This is a genomic window from Rhizobium sp. LEGMi-198b (genome assembly GCF_054114205.1).
In genome coordinates this window covers 267,594-288,536 of sequence record NZ_JBSYVH010000007.1, presented here as the reverse complement: position 1 = coordinate 288,536, position 20,943 = coordinate 267,594, and the positions used below count along the sequence as shown (strand labels likewise).

19 protein-coding genes and 1 riboswitch are annotated in these 20,943 nt (G+C 58.5%); of the genes, 5 read left to right on the top strand and 14 right to left on the bottom strand.

From position 1 onward, the window contains the following. Position 1: 1 nt before the first annotated feature. The 6 genes from ACXHXG_RS25005 to mctS all read right to left on the bottom strand — a co-directional run bounded on the left by ACXHXG_RS25005 (position 2) and on the right by mctS (position 6,166). Positions 2-532 carry a TadE/TadG family type IV pilus assembly protein gene (locus ACXHXG_RS25005; protein ID WP_457901072.1) on the bottom strand — a complete coding sequence of 177 codons (531 nt, stop codon included), beginning with the start codon at positions 530-532 and terminating at the stop codon, positions 2-4. Next, positions 529-1,890: a TadE/TadG family type IV pilus assembly protein gene (locus ACXHXG_RS25000; protein ID WP_457901071.1), complete on the bottom strand. Its 1,362-nt coding sequence runs from the start codon at positions 1,888-1,890 to the stop codon at positions 529-531. Before ACXHXG_RS25000 ends, ACXHXG_RS25005 begins: the two co-directional genes overlap by 4 nt. Positions 1,891-2,205: 315 nt before the next feature. Beyond that, positions 2,206-3,681, bottom strand: coding sequence for a monocarboxylate uptake permease MctP (gene mctP, locus ACXHXG_RS24995; RefSeq protein ID WP_104826275.1), 1,476 nt, complete (start codon positions 3,679-3,681; stop codon positions 2,206-2,208). After that, positions 3,671-3,868 (bottom strand): DUF3311 domain-containing protein, encoded by a 198-nt coding sequence (locus tag ACXHXG_RS24990; RefSeq protein ID WP_104826276.1) that lies wholly within the window; start codon positions 3,866-3,868, stop codon positions 3,671-3,673. Before ACXHXG_RS24990 ends, mctP begins: the two co-directional genes overlap by 11 nt. A 271-nt stretch (positions 3,869-4,139) precedes the next feature. Next, positions 4,140-4,784, bottom strand: a complete 645-nt coding sequence (mctR, locus tag ACXHXG_RS24985; RefSeq protein WP_457901070.1) for a two-component system response regulator MctR — start codon at positions 4,782-4,784, stop codon at positions 4,140-4,142. Continuing rightward, positions 4,781-6,166, bottom strand: coding sequence for a two-component system sensor histidine kinase MctS (gene mctS, locus ACXHXG_RS24980; RefSeq protein ID WP_104826278.1), 1,386 nt, complete (start codon positions 6,164-6,166; stop codon positions 4,781-4,783). Before mctS ends, mctR begins: the two co-directional genes overlap by 4 nt. 562 nt (positions 6,167-6,728) lie before the next feature. On the opposite strand from mctS, the gene ACXHXG_RS24975 reads away from it, so the two are divergent. Then, positions 6,729-6,959, top strand: coding sequence for a DUF1127 domain-containing protein (locus ACXHXG_RS24975; protein WP_260304818.1), 231 nt, complete (start codon positions 6,729-6,731; stop codon positions 6,957-6,959). A 120-nt stretch (positions 6,960-7,079) separates the two neighbouring features. Here the strand turns inward: ACXHXG_RS24975 and ribB are convergent, their stop codons facing one another. The 7 genes from ribB to ACXHXG_RS24940 all read right to left on the bottom strand — a co-directional run bounded on the left by ribB (position 7,080) and on the right by ACXHXG_RS24940 (position 14,063). After that, positions 7,080-7,721: a 3,4-dihydroxy-2-butanone-4-phosphate synthase gene (gene ribB, locus ACXHXG_RS24970; protein WP_283053602.1), complete on the bottom strand. Its 642-nt coding sequence runs from the start codon at positions 7,719-7,721 to the stop codon at positions 7,080-7,082. Between the two features lie 119 nt (positions 7,722-7,840). Then, positions 7,841-7,986: riboswitch (FMN riboswitch) on the bottom strand. 107 nt (positions 7,987-8,093) lie between these two features. Next, positions 8,094-8,876 (bottom strand): glucose 1-dehydrogenase, encoded by a 783-nt coding sequence (locus ACXHXG_RS24965; protein WP_457901069.1) that lies wholly within the window; start codon positions 8,874-8,876, stop codon positions 8,094-8,096. Positions 8,877-8,977: 101 nt separating this feature from the next. Then, positions 8,978-9,724, bottom strand: coding sequence for a triose-phosphate isomerase (gene tpiA, locus ACXHXG_RS24960; RefSeq protein ID WP_457901171.1), 747 nt, complete (start codon positions 9,722-9,724; stop codon positions 8,978-8,980). Beyond that, a complete protein-coding gene (locus ACXHXG_RS24955) occupies positions 9,724-10,512 on the bottom strand; it encodes an SDR family oxidoreductase (protein WP_457901068.1) in 789 nt (262 codons plus the stop codon). The genes tpiA and ACXHXG_RS24955 overlap by 1 nt, the downstream gene beginning before the upstream one ends. 24 nt (positions 10,513-10,536) lie before the next feature. Next, positions 10,537-12,015, bottom strand: coding sequence for a sugar ABC transporter ATP-binding protein (locus ACXHXG_RS24950; RefSeq protein WP_283053607.1), 1,479 nt, complete (start codon positions 12,013-12,015; stop codon positions 10,537-10,539). A 22-nt stretch (positions 12,016-12,037) separates the two neighbouring features. Then, complete coding sequence (locus tag ACXHXG_RS24945; RefSeq protein ID WP_260304824.1) at positions 12,038-12,967, bottom strand: sugar ABC transporter substrate-binding protein; 930 nt, start codon at positions 12,965-12,967, stop codon at positions 12,038-12,040. 115 nt (positions 12,968-13,082) lie between these two features. Further along, positions 13,083-14,063, bottom strand: a complete 981-nt coding sequence (locus ACXHXG_RS24940) for an ABC transporter permease (RefSeq protein ID WP_457901067.1) — start codon at positions 14,061-14,063, stop codon at positions 13,083-13,085. Positions 14,064-14,288: 225 nt separating this feature from the next. On the opposite strand from ACXHXG_RS24940, the gene ACXHXG_RS24935 reads away from it, so the two are divergent. The 4 genes from ACXHXG_RS24935 to ACXHXG_RS24920 all read left to right on the top strand — a co-directional run bounded on the left by ACXHXG_RS24935 (position 14,289) and on the right by ACXHXG_RS24920 (position 18,576). Continuing rightward, positions 14,289-15,098 (top strand): transketolase, encoded by an 810-nt coding sequence (locus ACXHXG_RS24935; protein WP_260304826.1) that lies wholly within the window; start codon positions 14,289-14,291, stop codon positions 15,096-15,098. Beyond that, complete coding sequence (locus ACXHXG_RS24930; protein ID WP_457901066.1) at positions 15,098-16,054, top strand: transketolase family protein; 957 nt, start codon at positions 15,098-15,100, stop codon at positions 16,052-16,054. Before ACXHXG_RS24935 ends, ACXHXG_RS24930 begins: the two co-directional genes overlap by 1 nt. A 71-nt stretch (positions 16,055-16,125) precedes the next feature. Continuing rightward, positions 16,126-17,595: an FGGY family carbohydrate kinase gene (locus tag ACXHXG_RS24925; protein WP_457901065.1), complete on the top strand. Its 1,470-nt coding sequence runs from the start codon at positions 16,126-16,128 to the stop codon at positions 17,593-17,595. A 21-nt stretch (positions 17,596-17,616) separates the two neighbouring features. Further along, entirely contained in the window at positions 17,617-18,576 is a 960-nt protein-coding gene (locus ACXHXG_RS24920) for a sugar-binding transcriptional regulator (protein WP_260304829.1), read from the top strand. 54 nt (positions 18,577-18,630) lie between these two features. Here the strand turns inward: ACXHXG_RS24920 and ACXHXG_RS24915 are convergent, their stop codons facing one another. Continuing rightward, positions 18,631-20,757 carry a bifunctional diguanylate cyclase/phosphodiesterase gene (locus ACXHXG_RS24915; protein WP_457901064.1) on the bottom strand — a complete coding sequence of 709 codons (2,127 nt, stop codon included), beginning with the start codon at positions 20,755-20,757 and terminating at the stop codon, positions 18,631-18,633. Between the last annotated feature and the right edge of the window lie 186 nt (positions 20,758-20,943).

Genomic DNA, 20,943 nt, shown 5'->3' with positions numbered 1-20,943 from the left:
GTTAGAAAGGCTCGTTGCGGAACAGAACGGAAGATCCGAGCAGATAGCGGCCATCGGAGAGCTCAGCGCTCGACAAGGTGAGAAAGTTGACGACGGCGGTCCAGGGCAGAAACGCCTGCACGAGGATGTAATCGCTGCCCTTGCCGATATTATAAGTCTCGGTGACGGTAAGATTGCCGCTGCTGTCGATGGGATCGGTGCTGGCGACGGTCGATATGTCGGAAAGTACGTCGACCTTTACCAAAAGATTATCGGAGCATTCGAACGACAGGAGCATGTCGGCACAAATTTTGGCTTTGAAATCGGCCAATGTGAGGTTGGAGGATGCGACCTCGCCAGTACGGATCATTCGCGAGATCTTTTGCACCGAAGCGTCCAGTGCGGAGTTCACGAAAAACATCAGCGACACTTCGATGGTCGCAAATATGAACATAAACAGCGGTACGGCCAGGATCGCGAATTCGATCGCGGCGACGCCGTGGCGATCGGCGAGGAAGCGGCGCAGGAGTGCAAACGGTTTCGCTCGCCTCATTGGGTCAGCCGCACGGATGAGAGATATTGCGTAAAGAGCGCTGACAAACCCGTCGTGATGTCCGTCGACGACGAGGCAGAAATGAACAGGCTCTTGGAGGATGCGCAGTCGGCAAGCGCATAGGGGATATAGTCGCGTCTCGTGATGCTTGTCGATACGCCGCTATCCATGGTGCCGCCCCAAGTGCTCTTCCATTTGGCGCTCGCCATGGTCGAGCCGACGGTTGCGTTGTAACCCCAGTCCGTGGTGATCGGCAGATATTCGGTATAGAGAACCGCCATGGTGGCGGATTGGTTCTTGATATAGTCGCACCAATCCGGATTCAGTGGCGCCACCTTGTTCCAGTATGACCCGGAAATGGCCTTGTTATTCTTCCATGTCACCCCGTTGATTACCCATTCGCGCTGCGACTGGACGCCGTCCGTCAGCAGGAGAACCAGTTTGAGCGGTTTGGCCGAGGAGGTGCCGTCCCCACCGGTACCGACCATCTTCTTCAGCGCCGTCAAGGAGACGTCAAAATAAGTATAAGTCGTCGACGTCGCGCTTGTGAGTCCATAACTGTCGTTGGAAAGACGTTTGCGCGCGGTCGTAGTATCCAGGGTCGGAGCCAGAACTTCCGTGGTCGTGTCACCCAAGCTGTATAGTCCGACTTTGATACGTTCGTGATTGCTGTCGGACTCGTCAATCATATCGAGCACTTCGCTGACGGCGTCCACGGCAACGTCGGCGCGCAGCTTAATATTTTTTGCGGTACTATAGGCGTAGTTGTTGGCGTAGTACGTGCCGCTGACAGTGTGTTCGTCGCCCGTGTGGCAGGCGAACTGGCATCCGATGCCGGAGTACATGGTCTGCTGACCCGCAGTCGTTGCCGCCAGAAGCATCGAAGGGGATTTGTCGATGACGACGTATACGTTGAGATAGGACGTGGCCGGCCCTTTGACGGCACTTGCCACGCTGACGGGAACGGTAGTGATATTCGCGAGCTGCATCAAAGTCGTCGGAACGGTGCCGCTTGCCGTTGCCGTTATGCGATGGTTGCTCGTATCGATTTCGATGTCGCCAAGCGTATAGCTGCTTTCCACCTGCGCATGGAACCAGTCGGAAACCTTTTCCTTGAGAGCGTCGGTGTCTTCGGTGTCGATCTGTTTGACGGCGGCGATCAAGGCCGCGTCAAGATCGCTTTGCATGCTCTGCCTGACATTGTAGGCCCGGATATAGTCGAAACTCGCGCCGACAGCGAGGAGCATGGGCACCATGGCGAGGGCAGTGACGATGGCGACGTTGCCGCCTCTATCCTTTCGCAGACGGCGAAGGATTTTAAAGAGCCGACTAAGTGAATATGAAAAATCCGAGCTCAAAAACCACCATCACTTATTTCATAAAAATAGTGATGACGATAACGTGTCGAAGAAGGTTAACCCTCTGTGCATTCTTACGTGTTCCGGAGGCAAGCGCCGCCGTCAATCGGATATTCCTTTCGCTTATTGTATATGTCTGCGTATTCTGGATATTAGTATGATAATTCCGCGCGTCCTAAAGTGAGGTGCGGGAAGTGGTGAAACGGTCGTTTTGTGCCGCTTTTCTAGGAGCAGGATAGGGGTTCCGATCGCATGCCTTCCCTAGATGGTGTTCATCCAAAGGACCGCATTGTTGCGGTCCTTCGGCTTTTTGCTTCAAGCCCGCGCCGGGGTCCTTGCCGGCACGACGGCGTTGATCACCACCGCTACGGCGATGTTTGCCGCAAGAGCAAGCAGGCCGGTATAGATGGTGAACGGTTCTCCGCCGAGGCTGATCAGGTGCAGCGGCTTCCAGCCGGCATCCCATACGAGGAAGGTGCCGCCGATGAAGCCGACGAACCAGCCAGCAAGCAGGCCCGGCGCACGGAACCAATTGGTGTAGAGGCCGAAGACCAGGGCAGGAAGCGTCTGCAGGATCCAGATGCCGCCCAGCAATTGCAGGTCGAGCGCAAACTGCGTCGGCAGGAAGATGATGACCAGCAGGGCACCCACCTTAACCACGAGCGAGGTCAGTTTGGCGACCTTGGCTTCGCCCGCGCTGCTTACCTCCGGATTGACATAGGCTTTCCAGAAATTGCGGGTGAAAAGGTTTGCCGCGCCAATGCTCATCACCGCAGCGGGAACCAGGGCACCGATCGCAATCGCCGCGAAGGCGAAGCCGGAGAACCAGCCCGAAAACAGCGTCTTGAAAAGCGCCGGCACGACATCATTGGGGCTTTCGAGCTTCAGGCCGGCGGCATGGCCCATGTAGCCGAGCAGGGCAAGAAGACCCAGCAGCAGCGTATAGGCTGGCAGCAAGACGGCATTCTTGCGGATCGTCTTGCCGCTGTTCGAGGCGAAGATGCCCGTCAAAGTATGCGGATACATGAAGGCCGCGAGCGCCGAGCCCAAGGCGAGGGTTGCATAGGCGACGTATTGGTTGCCGCCGAGGAGTAGGTTGCCGGATCCCTTGGCCTGGAATGCGGCATCGGCTGCGGCGAACACATTGGCATAGCCGCCGAGTTTTGAGGGAATGAGTGCCACCGCAGTGATCACCACGATGTAGATCATGATGTCCTTGACGAAGGCGATCAGTGCTGGCGCGCGCAGACCCGCCGAATAGGTGTAGAGTGCCAGCACAATGAACGCGATCGCCAGCGGCAGTTCGCCATGCAGGCCGAGAGCCTTCAGGACCGTCGTCATGCCGACGAGCTGCAGCGCGATATAGGGCATGGTGGCGATGACGCCGGTCGCCGCTACGGCGAGTTCGAGCGCGCGCGAACCATATTGGCCATGCACGACGTCACCGGCGGTCACGTAGCCGAAATCCCTTGCCCGTTTCCAGAGAACAGGCATCACCATGAAGACGAAGGGATAGACGACGATCGTATAGGGCAGAGCGAAGAAGCCATAAGCGCCGACCGTGTAGACCAGTGCCGGGACGGCAATCACCGTATAGGCCGTATAGAAATCGCCACCAACCAGGAACCAGGTGATCCAGGTGCCGAAGCTGCGGCCGCCGAGGCCCCATTCGTCGATATGGGCAAGCGTGGCTGGTTTGCGCCAGCGGGACGCGACGAAGCCCAAGATTGTTACGAGCGCGAAAAAGAAGAGGAAGACGGCGAGCGCCGTGCTGTCGATCTCAGTCGTCATGGCGCACGCTCCGATAGGCGATGAAGGTCAGCGCCGCGGTAATCGGCACCCAGAGAAGCTGGTACCAATAGAAGAAGGGAAAACCGAACAAGGCCGGCTCGCGCATATTATAGAGGGATGGCCAGAGCAGGCCGATATAGGGAATGACGAGCAGCCAAAGCGCTGCCTTGCTCCGTGATTTTTCCATGTCAGATACCTTCCGGGCGCCACACGTGGCGGCAAGTTGCGGTTGTCAGCGTGGAAGGCGAGCCTGTCAGTCGCCAGCCGAGGCCAGCTTGGCTCGTGCCGTTGCAACAGGTTCCCCGGTTGAACGGCAGCAGACTTAATGCATTTGAATTCCTCCCAACGGCTCGCCCTGAAGCCAGCCGCAGTAAAGTCCTATGGTGGCGATTTTCGTCAGACAAGATGGCTACGGAGTGAAATGGTCGGGCCTACCCAGAAGTGGGTAGAACGTCGATTCATCGCGTTTTGACGCTGATGCCGTGATCGAGCGCATAGCGGATGAGGCCAGCGGTCGTCGCAATGTTGAGCTTCTTCTTGACGTTCTTGCGGTGCGTCTCGGCCGTGGCGGGCGTAATGCCGAGGGCTTCGGCCATCTCCTTGTTGCTCCTTCCGGAAACAATGAGGCCGAGGATGTCGCGCTCGCGCGGTGTCAGGGAATCCGTGTCGTTTCCGCTCTTTCGCTCCATCAGCACGTCAACAACACCGGACGAGAAATATGTTCCACCCTCAGCCACCGTCTCGATGGCCAAAACGATTTCGTCGGTCGAGACATCCTTGAGGACATAGCCGGCAGCGCCGCGCATCACGGAGGAGGAGATGTATTCCCGGCTGTCATGCATGGAGAGCATGACGACGCGCGCCTCGGGCAATTCGTTTCGAAAGAGTTCGATAGCGTCGATCCCATTTAGCTTCGGCATGTTGATATCCATCAGCACGACCTCGGGCCGCGTGTCGCGGCCGATGTCCAGGCCGGACTGTGCCAGCCCTGCCGTTCCTACGACCTCTATATGATCGTAGGTTTCGAGCACCGCTTTCAGCCCATCGATCACCAGCGGGTGGTTGTCGATCAGCAGTACCTTGATCTTGGGACGCGCTGTCATGCGGCTTTGACCTGATCGCGGGGCTGCGTATTGGCTGATTTCGGCATCATCGCTGTCAATGTCGTGCCAGCGGCCGTGCTGTCGATCAGAAGCAGGCCGCGGAAGTGCGCCATTCGCTCCTGCATGTTGCGCAGACCTAGACCGTGCCCGCCGACGGCTGCCGTTCTGGCGTCGCCGAAGCCCGTGCCGTTGTCGGAGATGGTCATGCGCGCCCGCCCGCCGTCGCTCCAAAGTTTTACCGCGAGGCGGCTCGCACCGGAATGCCGCTCGACATTGTTGAATGCCTCCTGAGCAACGCGATAGAGAGCCGTGCTGGCCTCGGGTTTTAGCCGATCGACGAAACCGGTCGCTTCGATTTCGGTCGTGATCCCGCTCCGCTCCTCGAAGTTATGGCACAAAGCCTCGAGCGCTGCGGTGAGACCCATGTCGTCGAGCACACGCGGGCGCAGATCGTGGGACAGCCGCCGGATCTCCTTGATCGCGCCATTCAGCGCCTCCACGCCACGCTCGATAGTGAGCGCCGCATCGTTGACGTCGGTCCTGACTTTGCGGCCGGCAAGATCCATGGCGTAGCGGACGCCGAGTAGATTTTGCGAAATGCCGTCATGCAGCTCTCGGGCAAGCCGGGCGCGTTCTTCCTCCTGCGTGTCGATCACCCGCTGGGTCAGTGCCTTGAGCCTGCCGTCGGCCATGCGCCGCTCGTGAAAAGTAAGCAGCATGCAGGTCGTGAAGACGACGATAACAGCGGGAACGGCAATCAGCGCCACGATCACAAAGGTGCTTTTGATACTGGCGCGCATGCTCGCATTTGCCGCCGCCGTCTGCGCGTAAACGTCGTCGAGATAGACGCCAGTTCCGACGACCCAGCGCCACTTGTCGAGCCCGACGACGAAGGACAGCTTGTCGGCCACCTGGCCGCTGGATGGCTTTTGCCACTTGTATTGGTGCAGGCCGCCGCCCGCCTTTGCAGTCGCGATCAGCTCGGCGATGACCTTGTCGCCGTTGGGATCAGTCAGATCGAGCCAATTGCGGCCATGCCGGAAGATTTGGCGCGGATGGACGATATTGTTGCCGTCATAGTCATAGACAAAGAAATATCCGTCCTTGCCGTAGTCGAGCGAAGTCAGGATCGCCGCTACCTTTTCCTTGGCCGCCTGATCGTCCGCGGCCGCATCTCCGTAGGTCGCCTGGATCGCCGAAAGGGCAAGATTGGTCAGGTTGAGGATTTCGGTTTCCTTGGCTTTCAGCATGTTCTGCTCGAATGTCGCGATATTGACTTGGGTAAGGTTCGCCGACTGCCAAGTGATGAAACTCGTGATCGCCAGAATCGCGACCACGAGCGGAATGATCGCCAGCGCAATGATCTGATGTCTTAGCGACAAGAGAGGTCCTCCCCAAGGTTTCCCGGCCAATTTCGTCCGCGTCTCTCCCCTTCACGGACCGCCGAAACATTTTTCACTAAAGCGGCAAGGGCAATGCGCGGTCAAGTGTGACGCCTGCCAAACGGGGGCGACATGTCACTCGATGAATGACCGAATAATAGCGAGCAGAGAGGCGAGCGGGTCGGCGCAGTGTTGCATTTCCGCAACGAATCTCGCTCCATTTCCTGCAATGTGAAATTGCATGCTTGCCGATTGACCGATCTCGTGTACCATACGCGCATCCGCAATCAAATCAGAGGAGGCGTGAAATGAAATCAATTGTCATGTTTAGACGCTTCTCTGGCGGAATGGCCGTGGTGGTATCGATGCGCTGCGCTTCGAGCCCAAGCCGACATTGGCACCAGGCTTTCTAAGCCCTCGGATTCTCTGCCGTTTAGCATTTTCCCTATTATCTTGACGTGACCGGCTACCGGAACGAACGTTCGTATTTTCGCGTCCGTTATCCCCGCGTCTTTTGACCTTCGAAAGGACCTGGTTGCGTCGTTGCGCCGGGAAAGACACTATGCGCGAAGCACAATCTTTGGTTGCAGATACCCTTTCGGCAACGGTTAATGAACTCTGCCTGAAATTCGGCGCTCGGAAGACCGCGTTTGCGTTGTTTCTCGCCGTCTGGCGGCGCCATCAAGAGGCAAACCAAACCTCTCATCTGTCCAATCGCATGCGCCAGGATATCGGCCTTCCGGATGGTGAGGATGTGTCCAAACTTCCGGTTTGGAATTTCAAGGCTTGGTGATGGACCGGAGTGCACAAGCGAGCGCGAGGGGTGTCAAAGACTCCTCGCGCTCCAATCTCTGCAGCTCGGCGTGGATTTGGAACTGTGGGCAGGCGCCGGCCACCGGGCGCGCGCCTACTGTCAGGCTGCCGACATTTCCGGTGTCGCCAGATCGCGCTGATGCGCCAGATAAGCGATCAGATCTTCAATCGTCACCAGGAGCAGGCCGTGCCGCTCGGCAAACTTCTCAAGATCGGGAAGGCGAGCCATGGTGCCGTCGTCATTGGCGACTTCGCAAATCACGCCAGATCCGGAGCGTCCGGCAAGCTTTGCGAGATCGACGGCTGCCTCGGTATGGCCGGGACGTCCAAGCACGCCAGCCGGGTGAGCGCGCAGCGGGAAAATATGCCCCGGGCGGGCAAAGTCGTCCGGCTGCGTGCCCCGCGTAACGAGGGCACGAACCGTCGCGGCGCGATCGGCTGCAGAAATCCCTGTCGTCGTTTCGGGAATATAGTCGACGGACACCGTGAAGGCGGTCTTCAGAACCTCGGTATTGCGTGGAACCATCAGGGGAATGTCGAGCTCATCCAGCCTTTCACCTTCCACGGCCACACAGATCAGACCGCGCGCATGATTCATCATGAAGGTAATTGCCGCAGGCGTCACAGCATCGGACGCAATCACAAGGTCGCCCTCGTTTTCTCTATCCTGGTCATCAACAACAACAACGATCTCGCCGCGTGAAATCGCCGCGATTGCGTCTTCGATTTTGGAAATTGCCATGCACTTTGCCTTTCAAGGGTTAGCCGCTTTTGCGGCATCCAAGACCTCTTTCGAAGTCACTGTTTATCCCTTGGGCGAACAAGCCTGCGGACACACCACAACACTGGTGGTGCTCGCACGGTTGCTCTCTTCCATCCGGACTTTAACCGTCGGCCCCGGCCTCTCACCGGGTCTGCTGACCCTCCGCAATTTGCGGAAGCGCTCGCGGGCTCCGAGTTTCCTCGATACCGCCGGTGGGGAGTTTCACCCCGCCCTGAGAACGATGATAAGATAGGCGATCGATATGGCCTCCCGCAAGAGGGCAGTTTTCCTCTCACTGTCTTTTCTGCGACACAACCGGTGAACAGATTGTTTTCTCATGCCTGACGGAACTCAGGACATGATGAGACCGCCGTCGACATTGATCGTCTGACCTGTGATGTAGGCCGCATCATCGCTCGCGAGGAAGGTGACGAGACCGGCGACGTCTTCGCCGGAACCGGCGCGCTTCATCGGAATGCCTGCGACCCACTCCTTCATCAACTCGCCCGGACCGTAGTTGCCAAGGAGCTTACCCCAGGCCTGATCATTATAGGCCCACATGTCCGTCTCGATGATGCCCGGGCAGAACGCATTGACGGTTATATTTTCGGTGGCGACTTCCTTTGCGAGGCTCTGAGTGATCCCGACCACTCCCATCTTCGAGGCGGCATAGTGCGGCGTATAAATGAAGCCGTCTCGTGCCTGTCCCGATGCGGTATTGATGATGCGTCCGCCGCGGCCGTGTTTGCGCATGCGCAGGATCGCTTCCTGTGCGCACAGGAAAACACCCTTGGTGTTGACGGCCATGACCTTGTCCCACTCGCCTTCGGTCATGTCTTCAATCCGCGCGATTGTAATGACGCCGGCATTCTGGATCGAGACATCGACAGTACCGAAGGCATCTTCCGCAGCATCGTAAAGGGCCTTCACGCTTGCCTTATCCGTGACGTCGCCGACGAAGGAGATCGCTTTGCCGCCATCCTTCTTGATCTCTTCGGCGACGGAGTGCACCGACTCCTCATTGGCGGAAACGACGAGATTTGCGCCCTCTTTCGCAAAGCGCCGTGCGATGGCGGCGCCAATGCCCCGGCTGGCTCCAGTGATGACGACGGTCTTGTTTTCGAAGCGGTTCATTCGGATGTCTCCCGGTCCACCGCCGTGCTTCCTGGCAAACGGCGCTTAGCAAAATAAATCTTCAAGGCCGTCCCGTCGGCGGCCAACCATCGGGCTCGCATTCAGGGGACAGCATGCAGTATCGCTGCAAAATCCGATGCCTTCAGCGAGGCTCCCCCGATAAGCGCGCCGTCGACGCCTGCAATGGCAAATAGCGAGGCCGCGTTCGATGGCTTCACGGAACCACCGTAAAGGAGCCGTATCTCATTGCCCTCAGCGCCAAATCGCTTGATCAAGGCCCCGCGCAGGGCGGCGTGAACTTCGGCGATCTCGGCCTCCGTCGGAACGCGGCCGGTTCCAATCGCCCATACCGGCTCGTAGGCGATAACGGTGTTGGCAGCGCAAGCACTGTCCGGAACGGACGCCGAAAGCTGGCTTTCGACGACCACAAGCGTCATGCCGCCGGTCCTCTCATCGTCGGTTTCGCCGACGCAGACGATGGCCGTCAGTCCGGCGCGGTAAGCCGCCGCCGCTTTTGCGGCGACGAGAGCGCTGGTCTCACCATGGTTTGCCCGACGCTCCGAATGGCCGAGGATCACACAGGTTGCTCCGAGATCGGCCAGCATGTTCGCGGAAACATCGCCCGTGTGGGCGCCCGACGGCGAGGCGTTACAATCCTGCCCGCCGATCCGCAATTTTGAGCCGCGCGCTATTGACGCGGCGCGGTCGATAAGGGTGGCGGGTGGGCAAATGATGGCTTCGGCCTTCGCGCCATCGGCGGCGGCCGCGATGGCGACAATCTCGTTCAGGTCCGAGATCAGCCCGTTCATTTTCCAGTTTCCGGCGATCAACTTGCGAGGCATCGTCATCACCAGCAGCAGAAACCGCCATCGACCAGCAGGTCGACACCCGTGACAAAGCTTGCCGCGTTGGAAAGCAGAAATACGGCGGGACCAACCATCTCATCGACCGTCGCCATGCGCTGCATCGGTGTCTGCTCTTCAAACAGCTTCGTCTGGTGGACCATCTCCGGCCGGGTGTTCATCGGTGTCGCCGTATAGCCGGGAGAGATCGTATTGACGCGAATTCCGCGGCCGACCCATTCCATTGCCAGGGACTTCGACATGTGGATGACGCCGGCCTTGGACGCGTTGTAATGGCATTGGTTCAGGCCGCGATTGACGATGACGCCCGACATGGACGCGATGTTCACGATCGATCCCTTGCCCCTCTTCAGCATCGAGCGCGCTTCGGCTTGGCAGGACAGGAAGACCCCTTTGAGGTTGATGTCCATCAGCGTTTGATATTGCTCTTCTTCCATCTCCTCGGCAGGGTTGGCATTCGCGATGCCTGCGGCATTGAGGGCGAGGGAGAGGGGACCAAGTTCGACATCCGCCCGTTCCACCGCTTCGGCAAGCGCTGCCTTGTTGGTCACATCCGCGGCAAGCTGGATCGAACGGCGTCCGGCCTTGCGAACGAATTCGGCCGTCTGCGACAGGCCATCGTCGTTGCGGCGGTCAAGCAATGCGACATCTGCGCCGCATTGAGCCAGACCGATCGCGATGCGCTGGCCGATACCGCTACCGGCGCCGGTCACAAAGGCAACCTGGCCGGAGAGGTCGAAAAGCTTGGGAGCATTCAGAGTGATGTCAGGCATCGCTCTTCCTTTCTTGATGTCATTTTAGATTGTAGCCAATTCCATGACGGAGACGTCGTTCGCCTGGTCGCGCTCCAGAATTCCCGCTTGTTTGCCTTGCGCAAGAACCAGTATCCGGTTTGATACACCGAGAACCTCTTCCAGATCGGAGCTGACCACGATAACGGCCACGCCCCTGTTCGCGAGGCCGACGATGATGTCATAGATGCCGGCACGGGCCCCGACATCGATGCCTCGGGTCGGCTCATCGAGCACGACCACTTTGGGATCGCGCATCAGCCATTTTGCGATGACGATCTTCTGCTGGTTGCCGCCGGAGAGATCGGAGGCCAGTTGATCAGCACGGCCCTTGATACCAAATGTCGAAATGGCTCTCTTCGCGAAATCCCGCTTCATCGAGGACGTAATCCAGCGGCTTTCGAACTGATCGAGGTTTGGGTAAACGATATTTTCCGCGATGCGGTGGTTGACGACCAATCCCTGAAGCTTGCGGTCTTCCGGCACCATAACGATGCCTCTCGCTACCGCGTCAGCCGGACTATGCAGCTTTAACGCTTCGCCATTGAGGCGCACAGCGCCGGACCTTACGGGATCCGCTCCGGAGATGGCCCGCACCAATTCGGTTCGCCCCGCGCCGACCAGGCCGGCTATACCCAGAATTTCTCCGGCCCTGACCTCGAAGCTAATATCGCGGAATGAATCGTCCACCGAGGTCAGAGCGTCGACCTGCAACACCGGACGATCCTGCGGCACCGGCAATGTCGGGAACATTCTATCGAGCGAACGGCCGACCATGCTTTCAACGATCGTGCGCACAGGGGTCGAGCTATCGGCAAATTCCTGAACACGTTCGCCGTCGCGAAGAACGACAATGCGGTCGGTGATCTGCTTGATCTCTTCCATCCGGTGCGAAATGTAGATGATCCCGACGCCTTCGGAGCGCAGCTTTCTGACTTGCTCGAAGAGCGCCTCGGTTTCCGCGCCGCCGAGAGCGGCCGTTGGCTCGTCGAGGATCAACAGCTTCGCATCGAGCGCCAGGGCCTTGGCAATTTCAATGAGCTGTTGGTTGGCGGTCGACAGTCCCGCCACCTTGCGCGTCGCAGGAATATGCAGGTTCAGGCGCGAGAGCTGTTCTTGAGCGCGTTTGACCATTTGTGTCCGGTCGACGACGCCGTTCTTCATCGGCCAGCGACCGATGAAGACATTTTCGGCGATCGTCAGCTCGGGAAGCAGTTGAAGCTCCTGGTGGATCAGGACCACGCCCTTGTCGATCGCCTCTCTCGGATTGGCAGGGGCATAGGGCTGCCCCTGCCATGTCATGGTACCTTCGGAAGGCGTGCGCGATCCGGCGATGATGCCCGATAGGGTCGATTTGCCCGCGCCGTTTTCGCCGAGCAAGGCGACGACCTCGCCCGGGAAGACATCGAGACTGACGTTCTTCAGGACTTCCAGAGGGCCGTAGCGCTTGGAAATACCTCTGAGTGTGAGCACCGGATCAGTCATCGCACCGCTCCCTTGGTTATGCTTACGGATGGTTGGCGATAAAGCCGGCCACGTTATCCTTTGTGGTCAGGGTCGCATCCATAAGCTGGACCGGCGGCGCTTTCTCGCCGCCGACGATTTTTACAGCATTGGCAACGGCATCGCGGCCCATTTTCTGGGTCTGCTGCGTCGCGGTCACGTCGAAGACGCCGTTTTTCAGCGCTTCGAGCGCCGCGGTGTCGCCATCGAAGCCGCCGAGAGCAATCTTTTGCGAGGGGTTTGCGACCTTGATGGCCTGTGCAGCGCCGAGGGCGAGCGCATCAGCCTGCGCGAAGACGATCGAAACGTCCGGATTGGCCTGAAGCATGTTCTGCATGATCTGGAAGCCTTCATCCTGGCTCCAGATGTTCGACCATTGCTCTGAAACGATCTTTACGCCCGGATTTGCCTTGACGGCATCCATGCAGCCCTTCGTGCGATCGACTTCCGGCGTCGTGCCCTTCTGGCCATGGATGATCACCATGTTGCCCTTACCGCCGGCCTTCTCGATGATGTACTTGCAGACAGCGTTTGCCGATGCGACGGAATCCGTAGCCAGGAAGGTGTCGCCAGGTGCACCGTCGGCGTTGCGGTCGACGTTGATGACCGGCACGTTCGACTGATGGGCGAGCTTCACCGGAATGGTTGCGGCGGCGGCACCGGCGGGAATGTAGATGAGCGCGTCGATGTTCTGCGTGAGAAGATCCTGGACCTGGTTGACCTGCGTCGGACCGTCGCCCTTTGCGTCAACGGTGATGACTTCGATGCCGCGGGTCTTGGCTTCCGCTTCGACGGCCTGCTTGATCTGGTTGAAGAAGTTTGCCTGAAGATTGGCGACCGCGAGGCCGAGTTTCTTGACTTCCTTGGCCTGAACCGAGCCCAGCGACAGTGCGAGTATGGCTGCCGTGGTCAAGAGAGTACGGGAAAGTTTCATGAGTTCCTCCTTTGGTTTCAATCCGCCCTTGGATACGTCCTCCGCCCTCGGGCTTTCACAATCCCCGTCCGTGCAGCGGAAGGGGAATTCTGGCTATCGGCCTTAGTGGCTCGTCTTATGCCTTCCTCCGGCGCAGCGTTTCAGCGCCGACCGCAAGAACGATGACGACGCCGATGATCACTTGTTGCAGGAATGGTGAGACGTTGAGCAGGTTCAGGCCGTTGCGCAAAACGCCGATGATGAGCACGCCGATCAGCGTTCCGCCGATGCCACCAGCACCGCCCGACAGAGACGTTCCTCCGATGACGACGGCCGCAATGGTGTCGAGTTCATAGCCAAAGCCGCTTGAAGGCTGGACGGCATCCAGGCGGGCAGCAAGGACGATCCCGGCAACGCCCGCCAATATGGCGCACACGACGTAAACGCCGATCGTGACCACCGGCACATTGATGCCGGCCAGGCGGGCGACCTCGGGATTGCCGCCGATCGCATACAGCATGCGGCCTTCGGAACGGTATTTGAGAAAGAGCCACGAGACGATGACGATCGCCAGCATCAGGAAGACGGTCGCGGTCAGGACGCCGAAATGACGGTCGATCGCCAGCATCGTAAACCAGTCGGGAAAGCCGACAATCTGCTGGCCATCGGTAATCATATTGGCAATGCCGCGGGCGACCGACATCATCGCAAGGGTGGCAATGAAGGCGGGTACACGGAAACTCGTCACCATGAAGCCGACAATCAGGCCGCTGAGCGCGGACGCCAGGAGCGCCAGCGGGATCGCGACGGCCATCGGCAAGCCGGCAACATTCGCAACCCAGCCCATGACCATCATCGACAGCGCAAGGACCGAGCCGACGGAAAGATCGATGCCGCCGATCAGGATGACGAAGGTCATACCCACGGACATGACGCCGAGCACGGTGATTTGATCGAGGATGTTGAGCGCGTTGCGCACCGAAAGAAACCGGTCCGTCGCAACGCTCAGGAAAACGCAGAGTATCAGCAAGCCGATCAGCGGACCCGTGGCCCCGCTAAGCCATGCAAGTGAGGTTCGCGGCTGCTGGCTTTGCTCGTTAACGCCCAAGGCTGACATGGCTCCTCCACTCCCTATGCTTGCTCCAGGTGATTTTCCTTCAAGCTTGCATATTTATGCATTCATGTTGGAAAATTCATTATCAACTCATATTTGGCCTGTCAAGCACTGAAAAAGGCGCATAGCTTTCTGCCAAAGCGGCATGCAATCAATAAATGGGCTTGACTGAATGGTCTTTTGTGCAAAAATATCTGTGATTGAATATTTATGCAACGAGGGAGCATCATGCAAGTTAAGGAACTTGAGCGCGTCGCGCGTCAGATACGCCTGCGTGACCTGCAAGCGGTCTATGACGCAGGTGCGGGACATATTGGCGGTGAGATGTCGGCGATCGACATCCTGACGGCTCTCTATTTTCGCGTTCTGAAAATCTATCCCAGCGAACCGAAGCGGCCCGATCGTGATCGGTTCATTCTGTCAAAGGGCCACACGGCCTGCGCGCTGTACGTTACCTTGGCAAAGCGCGGGTTCATTTCGGAAGAGGAGATCTCGACGTTTTTGCAGCCGCATTCACGGCTCAACGGCCATCCCAATTGCAACAAGGTGCCGGGTGTCGAAACCAACACCGGTCCGTTGGGGCACGGATTGCCTGTGTCCGTCGGCATTGCCAAGGCCGGCAAGATGAATGGCGCCGGCTATCACACCTATGTCATGACCGGGGACGGCGAGATGCAAGAGGGATCGAACTGGGAGGCCATCATGGCGGCATCGCAGTTCAATCTGGACAATCTGACCCTGATCATCGATCACAATCGCTTCCAGCAAGGCGCGGCACTCGCCGATACCAATAATGTCGCCCCGCTCAGACCGAAACTCGAAGCATTCGGCTGGGAAGTCAGCGAAATCAACGGCAACGAAATGACGCAAATCGTTCCCGCATTGGAACATCGCGGCCCGCGTCCGCACTGCATCATCGCCCACACCAACAAGGGCCATGGCATCTCCTTCATGCAGGACCGGGTGGAGTGGCATCATAAGGTGCCGAACAAGGAACAATACGAACAAGCAGTCGCAGAACTGTCGGAGGCACTCTAATGGACGCGCTCAACTCGAACATCAATCTTCACGATTGCCGTGATGCCTTCGCTGCGACTTTGGAGGCGCTAGCGATCAGCGAGCAGACGATCATTGCGGTCTGCAACGATTCCGTCGGCTCATCCAAGCTCGGCGGCTTCAAATCCAAATTTCCGGAACGACTGGTCAATGTCGGCATTGCCGAACAAAACATGGTCGGCGTCGGAGCGGGGCTGGCGAACGGCGGACAGATCCCATTCGTCTGTGGGGCCGCGTGCTTCCTGACCGGCCGTGCTCTGGAGCAGATCAAGGCCGATATTTCCTATTCGAATGCGAACGTCAAACTGATCGGCATTTCCTCCGGCATGGCCTATGGCGAACTCGGCCCGACGCATCATTCCATCGAGGATTTCGCTTGGACGCGTGTCCTGCCAAATCTTCCGGTTATTGCGCCATGCGACCGCATTGAAACGGCTGCTGCTGTAAAATGGGCGGCAAGCTATGCCGGACCCTGCTTCCTGCGCCTGTCGCGCGTCGGCGTTCCGGACCTGCTGCCGGACGATCATAAGTTCGAGCTCGGCAAAGCCAATGTGCTGCGCGAGGGCAGGGACGTGACGCTGATTGCCAACGGCACGCTGACGCATCGCATCGTCAAGGCCGCAGAAATCCTCGCAAGCCAGGGGATCGACGCCCGTGTTCTCAACATGGCAACCGTGCGGCCGATCGATGAGCAGGCTATCATTGCCGCCGCAAAGGAAACGGGCGCCATCGTGACAGCCGAAGAGCATTCGATTTACGGCGGTCTCGGCTCTGCGGTCGCCGAAGTGGTCGTCGATAATGCGCCTGTTCCGATGAAGCGTCTGGGCGTTCCTGGTATCTATGCTCCGACAGGCTCGGCGGAATTCCTTCTGGATGAATTCGGAATGGCTCCGGACGCCATTGCGCAGGCGGCGTTGGCGCTTCTCAAGAGGAAGTGATCTGACGCTGACAGCGCGCTTACCGAGGCGTTGTGCTGAATGCCCCGACCCATTCTTGGAGGAAACATTTTATGCGAGCCATCCTGGCAATCGATCAGGGCACGACGAATTCCAAGGCCATTCTGGTATCGGAAAAGGGCGAGCTGATTTCTCGCGGTGCTGCGACCGTTGGCATTAGCTATCCGCAACCAGGCTGGGTCGAGCAGGATCCAAATCGCATCTGGCAATCGGTATGCGAGGCGGTACGTGCTTGTATCGAAGCTGCGCCGGCAAAGCCTGCAATCCAAGCGGTTGCGATTTCGAATCAGCGGGAATCGGTAACGATGTGGGATGGCGATACCGGCGAGGCGCTCGGTCCCGTCGTGAGCTGGCAGTGCCGCCGCACGGCCGGCGATTGCGAAAAGCTGATTGGGCTCGGGCATTCGCAGTGGGTCGAGGAGACTACTGGCCTGCCGATCGATCCGATGTTTCCCGGCTCGAAGATGAAATGGCTGCTGGATCGCGCCCCGGCCGGGCGCGCAGTGCGAATCGGCACTGTGGATAGCTGGCTTATCCACTGCCTGACGGATGGCAGGAAGCATGTCTGCGATGCATCGAATGCAGCCCGCAGCCAACTCTTCGATCTGAAAGGCCAACGTTGGAGCGAGGAGCTTTGCGCATTGTTCGGCGTGGATAAAGGCCTGCTTCCCGAAGTTCTCGACAGTGGGGGACAATTCGGAACGACCATGGGCCTCCCGGGCGTGCCGGACGGAACGCCCGTTTGCGCTGCCATCGGCGACAGCCATGCCGCTCTCTTCGGGCATGGGGCCCATAAGGCGGGAGACGGCAAAGTGACGTTCGGCACGGGTTCGTCGGTCATGACGACATTGCCGCACTTTATCGCACCACAACATGGGATCACGACGACCGTTGCCTGGCGCATTGCGGGAAAACCGACCTTCGCTTTCGAAGGCAATATCCTCGTGTCAGCGGCAAGCCTGCCGTGGATGACAGAAATTCTCGGGCTTTCCGACGTCACCGCACTCGTCGAGCTGGCGGCGACCGCCGAGCCGGGTGGGCCCGGCTTCGTTCCCGCGTTTGTCGGCCTCGGGGCGCCCCATTGGAATTCGGATGCTCGCGCGCTGTTTTCCCAAATCAACTTCAGCACCACCCGCGCGCAGTTGGCGAGGGCCGTTACCGATTCCATTGCGCTGCAGGTGCATGATGTCTTCCAGGCGATGCAGAAGCAGAATGGAGGAAACATCGGCTCGCTCTATGTCGACGGTGGACCCAGTCAGAATACGTTTCTCATGCAGTGTGTCGCGGATCTATTGGAGCACGCTGTTATTCAATGCGCAGCGCCGGAGGCGTCGGCGCTGGGTGCCGCCTATCTGGCCGGCCTGTCGTTGGGCATGTGGGCGGATCTTGACGCTATCGGTCGCCTTCCTCGACAGAACACAATCATCAAGCCGCGGGCAAACGACAACGCGGAAAGGTTTAAAACGTGGAATGATGCGATTGCACGCTCGACGTTCGAACCGCCGCCCGCTATTGGTGAATAAAAATTCACTGATGGAACAAGCATGGGACGGATCAACGAGCTTCGCCTGATTTCTCGTGTCGCACAGATGTATCACATCGAGCACAAGAGACAGGCTGATATTGCCCAGCACCTGAGGCTGTCGCAGGCGACCGTCTCTCGAATGCTTAAGCGGGCGGAAGCCGAAGACATCGTGCGGACCACCGTTATCCCACCTGTCGGAACCTATACCGAACTCGAAACCGCGCTCCGGGAACGTTTCAATCTTCCCGAAGCCATTGTCGTTGAATGTTCCGAAGACCGGGAAGGCGCCATCATGGCGCGGATCGGCGAAGCCGCCGCTCACCTTCTCGAAGTCACCCTTTCGGAGGGCGAAATTATCGGCGTTTCAAGCTGGAGCCAGACGATTTTCAAGATGGTGGAGAATATCCACCCGCAAAAAAGCGCCCAGGCAAAATATATCGTTCAGACCCTCGGCGGCATGGGCGACCCTTCCGTTCAGACCCATGCGACGCAGCTAACCACAAGGCTCGCCCGTTTGACTGGCGCCGAACCCAAACTCCTTCCGGTCCAAGGCGTGACAAGTTCAAGGGAGGCCAAGCTACTTATGATGGCCGATCCGTTCGTGCGGGAAACGATCGAGCTTTTCGGGGCGATCAGTGTCGCAATCGTCGGCATCGGTGCGGTCGAACCGTCCGAGCTTCTGGCCCGGTCCGGCAATATCTTCTCGTCGCGCGAATTGGCTGACTTGGCCGATGCCGGAGCGGTCGGCGATATTTCCCTGCGTTTCTTCGACGGCAAGGGCAAACCGGTCAAAACGCCCCTGGACGAGAGGGTGATCGGTATCTCGCTTGATGAGCTTGCCAAGGTTGACCGGGTGATTGCGCTTGCGGGCGGCGAAAAGAAGACCGCGGCCATCGCTGGAGCATTGCGTATAGGTGTGATTGATACCTTGGTGACCGACAAATTCACCGCGCAGCGGCTGATCGATCAACCGGCATAGGTCCAATGCCGCAGGCCGTATCTCGACGGCTCGACTAGCTCAGAGGCTGATAGATCACGCGGCTGAGTTGCGCTGGCGGAGCTTTTCGCCGATTTCACTGGACGACATAGGCTTGCCGACTAGGTAGCCCTGCAATTGGTCGCAGCCGGAGGCTCGCAGTATTTCCGCCTGGCGAAGATTCTCGATCCCCTCGGCCGTCACCGGAATTTCAAGCGCCGTTGCCAAAGCGACCGTGGCGCGCAGAATATCGATGCCGTTGGCGTTCTCTTCCAGGCCCAACACCAGCGATCGGTCGATCTTCATGCGATCGAATCCGAATTGCCGCAAGGCGCCGATACTTGCATAGCCGCAGCCGAAGTCATCGAGCGCGAATTTGATGCCGATGCGCCGGAGCACATCGATTGATCGGCGCGCCTGGTCAGGATTGGTCATCAGGACGCCCTCGGTTATTTCCAGCGTCAGGCGAGTGGGATCGAAAGCGGATTCATCAAGGACTGCCGTGACTTGTGCGGCAAAGTCCGGATTGCAGAGCTGGATGGGCGAGACATTGACCGAAAGCGCCAGGTACGGCCAGGCCTTCGCATGCTGGATCGACGTCCGTAGCATATGAACGCCCAATGCATCGATAAGGCCGGACTTTTCGGCAAGCGGAATAAAAACTTCCGGGCTGATGCTTCCAGCCGCACTTCGCCAGCGTGCGAGAGCCTCAAGACCAATAATTGCACCCGTTGATGCCGACACGAGCGGCTGGAAAACCGGTTCGATCGCGCCGCTATTGATAGCGTTTCTCAGCTCGCCTTCCAGTTCGGCGATACGCTGGCGCTCGCGATCCAGTTCGAGATCGTAGGTAACGGCCTGGCCCTTGCCATTTTCTTTGGCGCGGTAAAGAGCGATATCGGCTCTGCGCAGAAGCTCCAGTGGCGCGATATTGCCGATGCGGCCCGCCACGCCAATGCTCGTCCCGACTTCGATCGTTCGCCCGCCAATTTTGAAGGGATTGCGAAAAAGTTTGAGAATGGATTCTTCTATATCTCGATGTGGAGCGGATCCGACCTGCACCAACGCGAACTCGTCACCGCCTAACCTTGCAGAATCATGGATTTCGGGATGACAGCCCTGCAGCGCTTTTGCGACAATCCGGATCAGTTCGTCTCCGACTGCATGTCCCCACGCATCGTTGACAGCTTTGAAACCGTCGAGATCGATCATGTAGAGCGATGCTGGCAAGCTGGTATTGTCCAGTTGATCCAGCATCCCAAGAAGGCCGTGTCTGTTCAGCAGGCCGCTCAAACTGTCATGACCTGCTTCAAATCTGGCCGCCTCGGCCAAACGGCGGAGACGCCCGGCTTCGGACGCGCCTGCAAGCAGGACGGCTGCCAGAAAAAGGGCGAGGATGCTGGCGGCGGCAGTCACATAGGGATAGACCTTGTCAAAAATGGCGTTCCCCGGAGCCTTGCTAGGCCAAACGAGATAGCCGATGACCGTGCCACCCATGTCCTTGATCGGGGAATTCAACTGGCTCGGTTCGGGCGTCGCCTGGAGCCGCAGACCGTCAAGCTCGTGCTCATCCGAGAGTGCATCGATGACCTCTGGGGTCAGCTCTTTAAAGAAAGTCAAAACGCTGAGCTTCGGAAGCTCGCCCTTTGCTTCGAAGGGTTGTATTGCCTGTGATGCCACAAGCAGGATTCCCGCCTCAGTCTTGAAGAAGTTGAGCAAGGGTGCTGGCTGCGGGGTGGCGGCAGCTTCAATCTGGCGGTCGAAGCCGGCTCCGAAATAGTCGCGCGGCTGAAAGGGTTTGCCCTTCAGATAGGCGGAAACCGCATTGCCATCGGGCCCGATTACAACGGCACCATCATAGAGTGAATAATCCGCGCTAGTTTTGCCCCAATTCTCAAAGGCCCAATCCGCAGCGGCAGCCGAGCCAATAGCAGCATAGGCATCATCCCAGACGGCATTGTCTTTCATCGTGCCGCTGAGCTTGGCCATGAACGAAATGATCGCGGCACGCGCGGCGCGGTCTGCCCGCGCATCGTCGATTTCGTTCGCTGACCGTGTCATCGTCGCGACCACATGCGCTACGAGGCCGGTCAACACCAACGCGACGGCGATGAAGCACACCGTTATCGCGATCACGGAAGAAGTTTGGGCACGGAAATGGCGGGGCGTCGGATTGGAAGACATGAGGATACGCAAACTCAGATTGACAGGTCATGCCTTGGGGGACGGCAGGAGACATCATGTCCGCTATGCGCTGCCTTTGAATTCTACCGTCTGAAGCCATAAACCATTATTAACAACGCGTAGCGCAGCGTAGTCTTCACGAAAAATCCTGCGCGAATCGGCTAGGCGCAGCGCAATTTGCTCGGT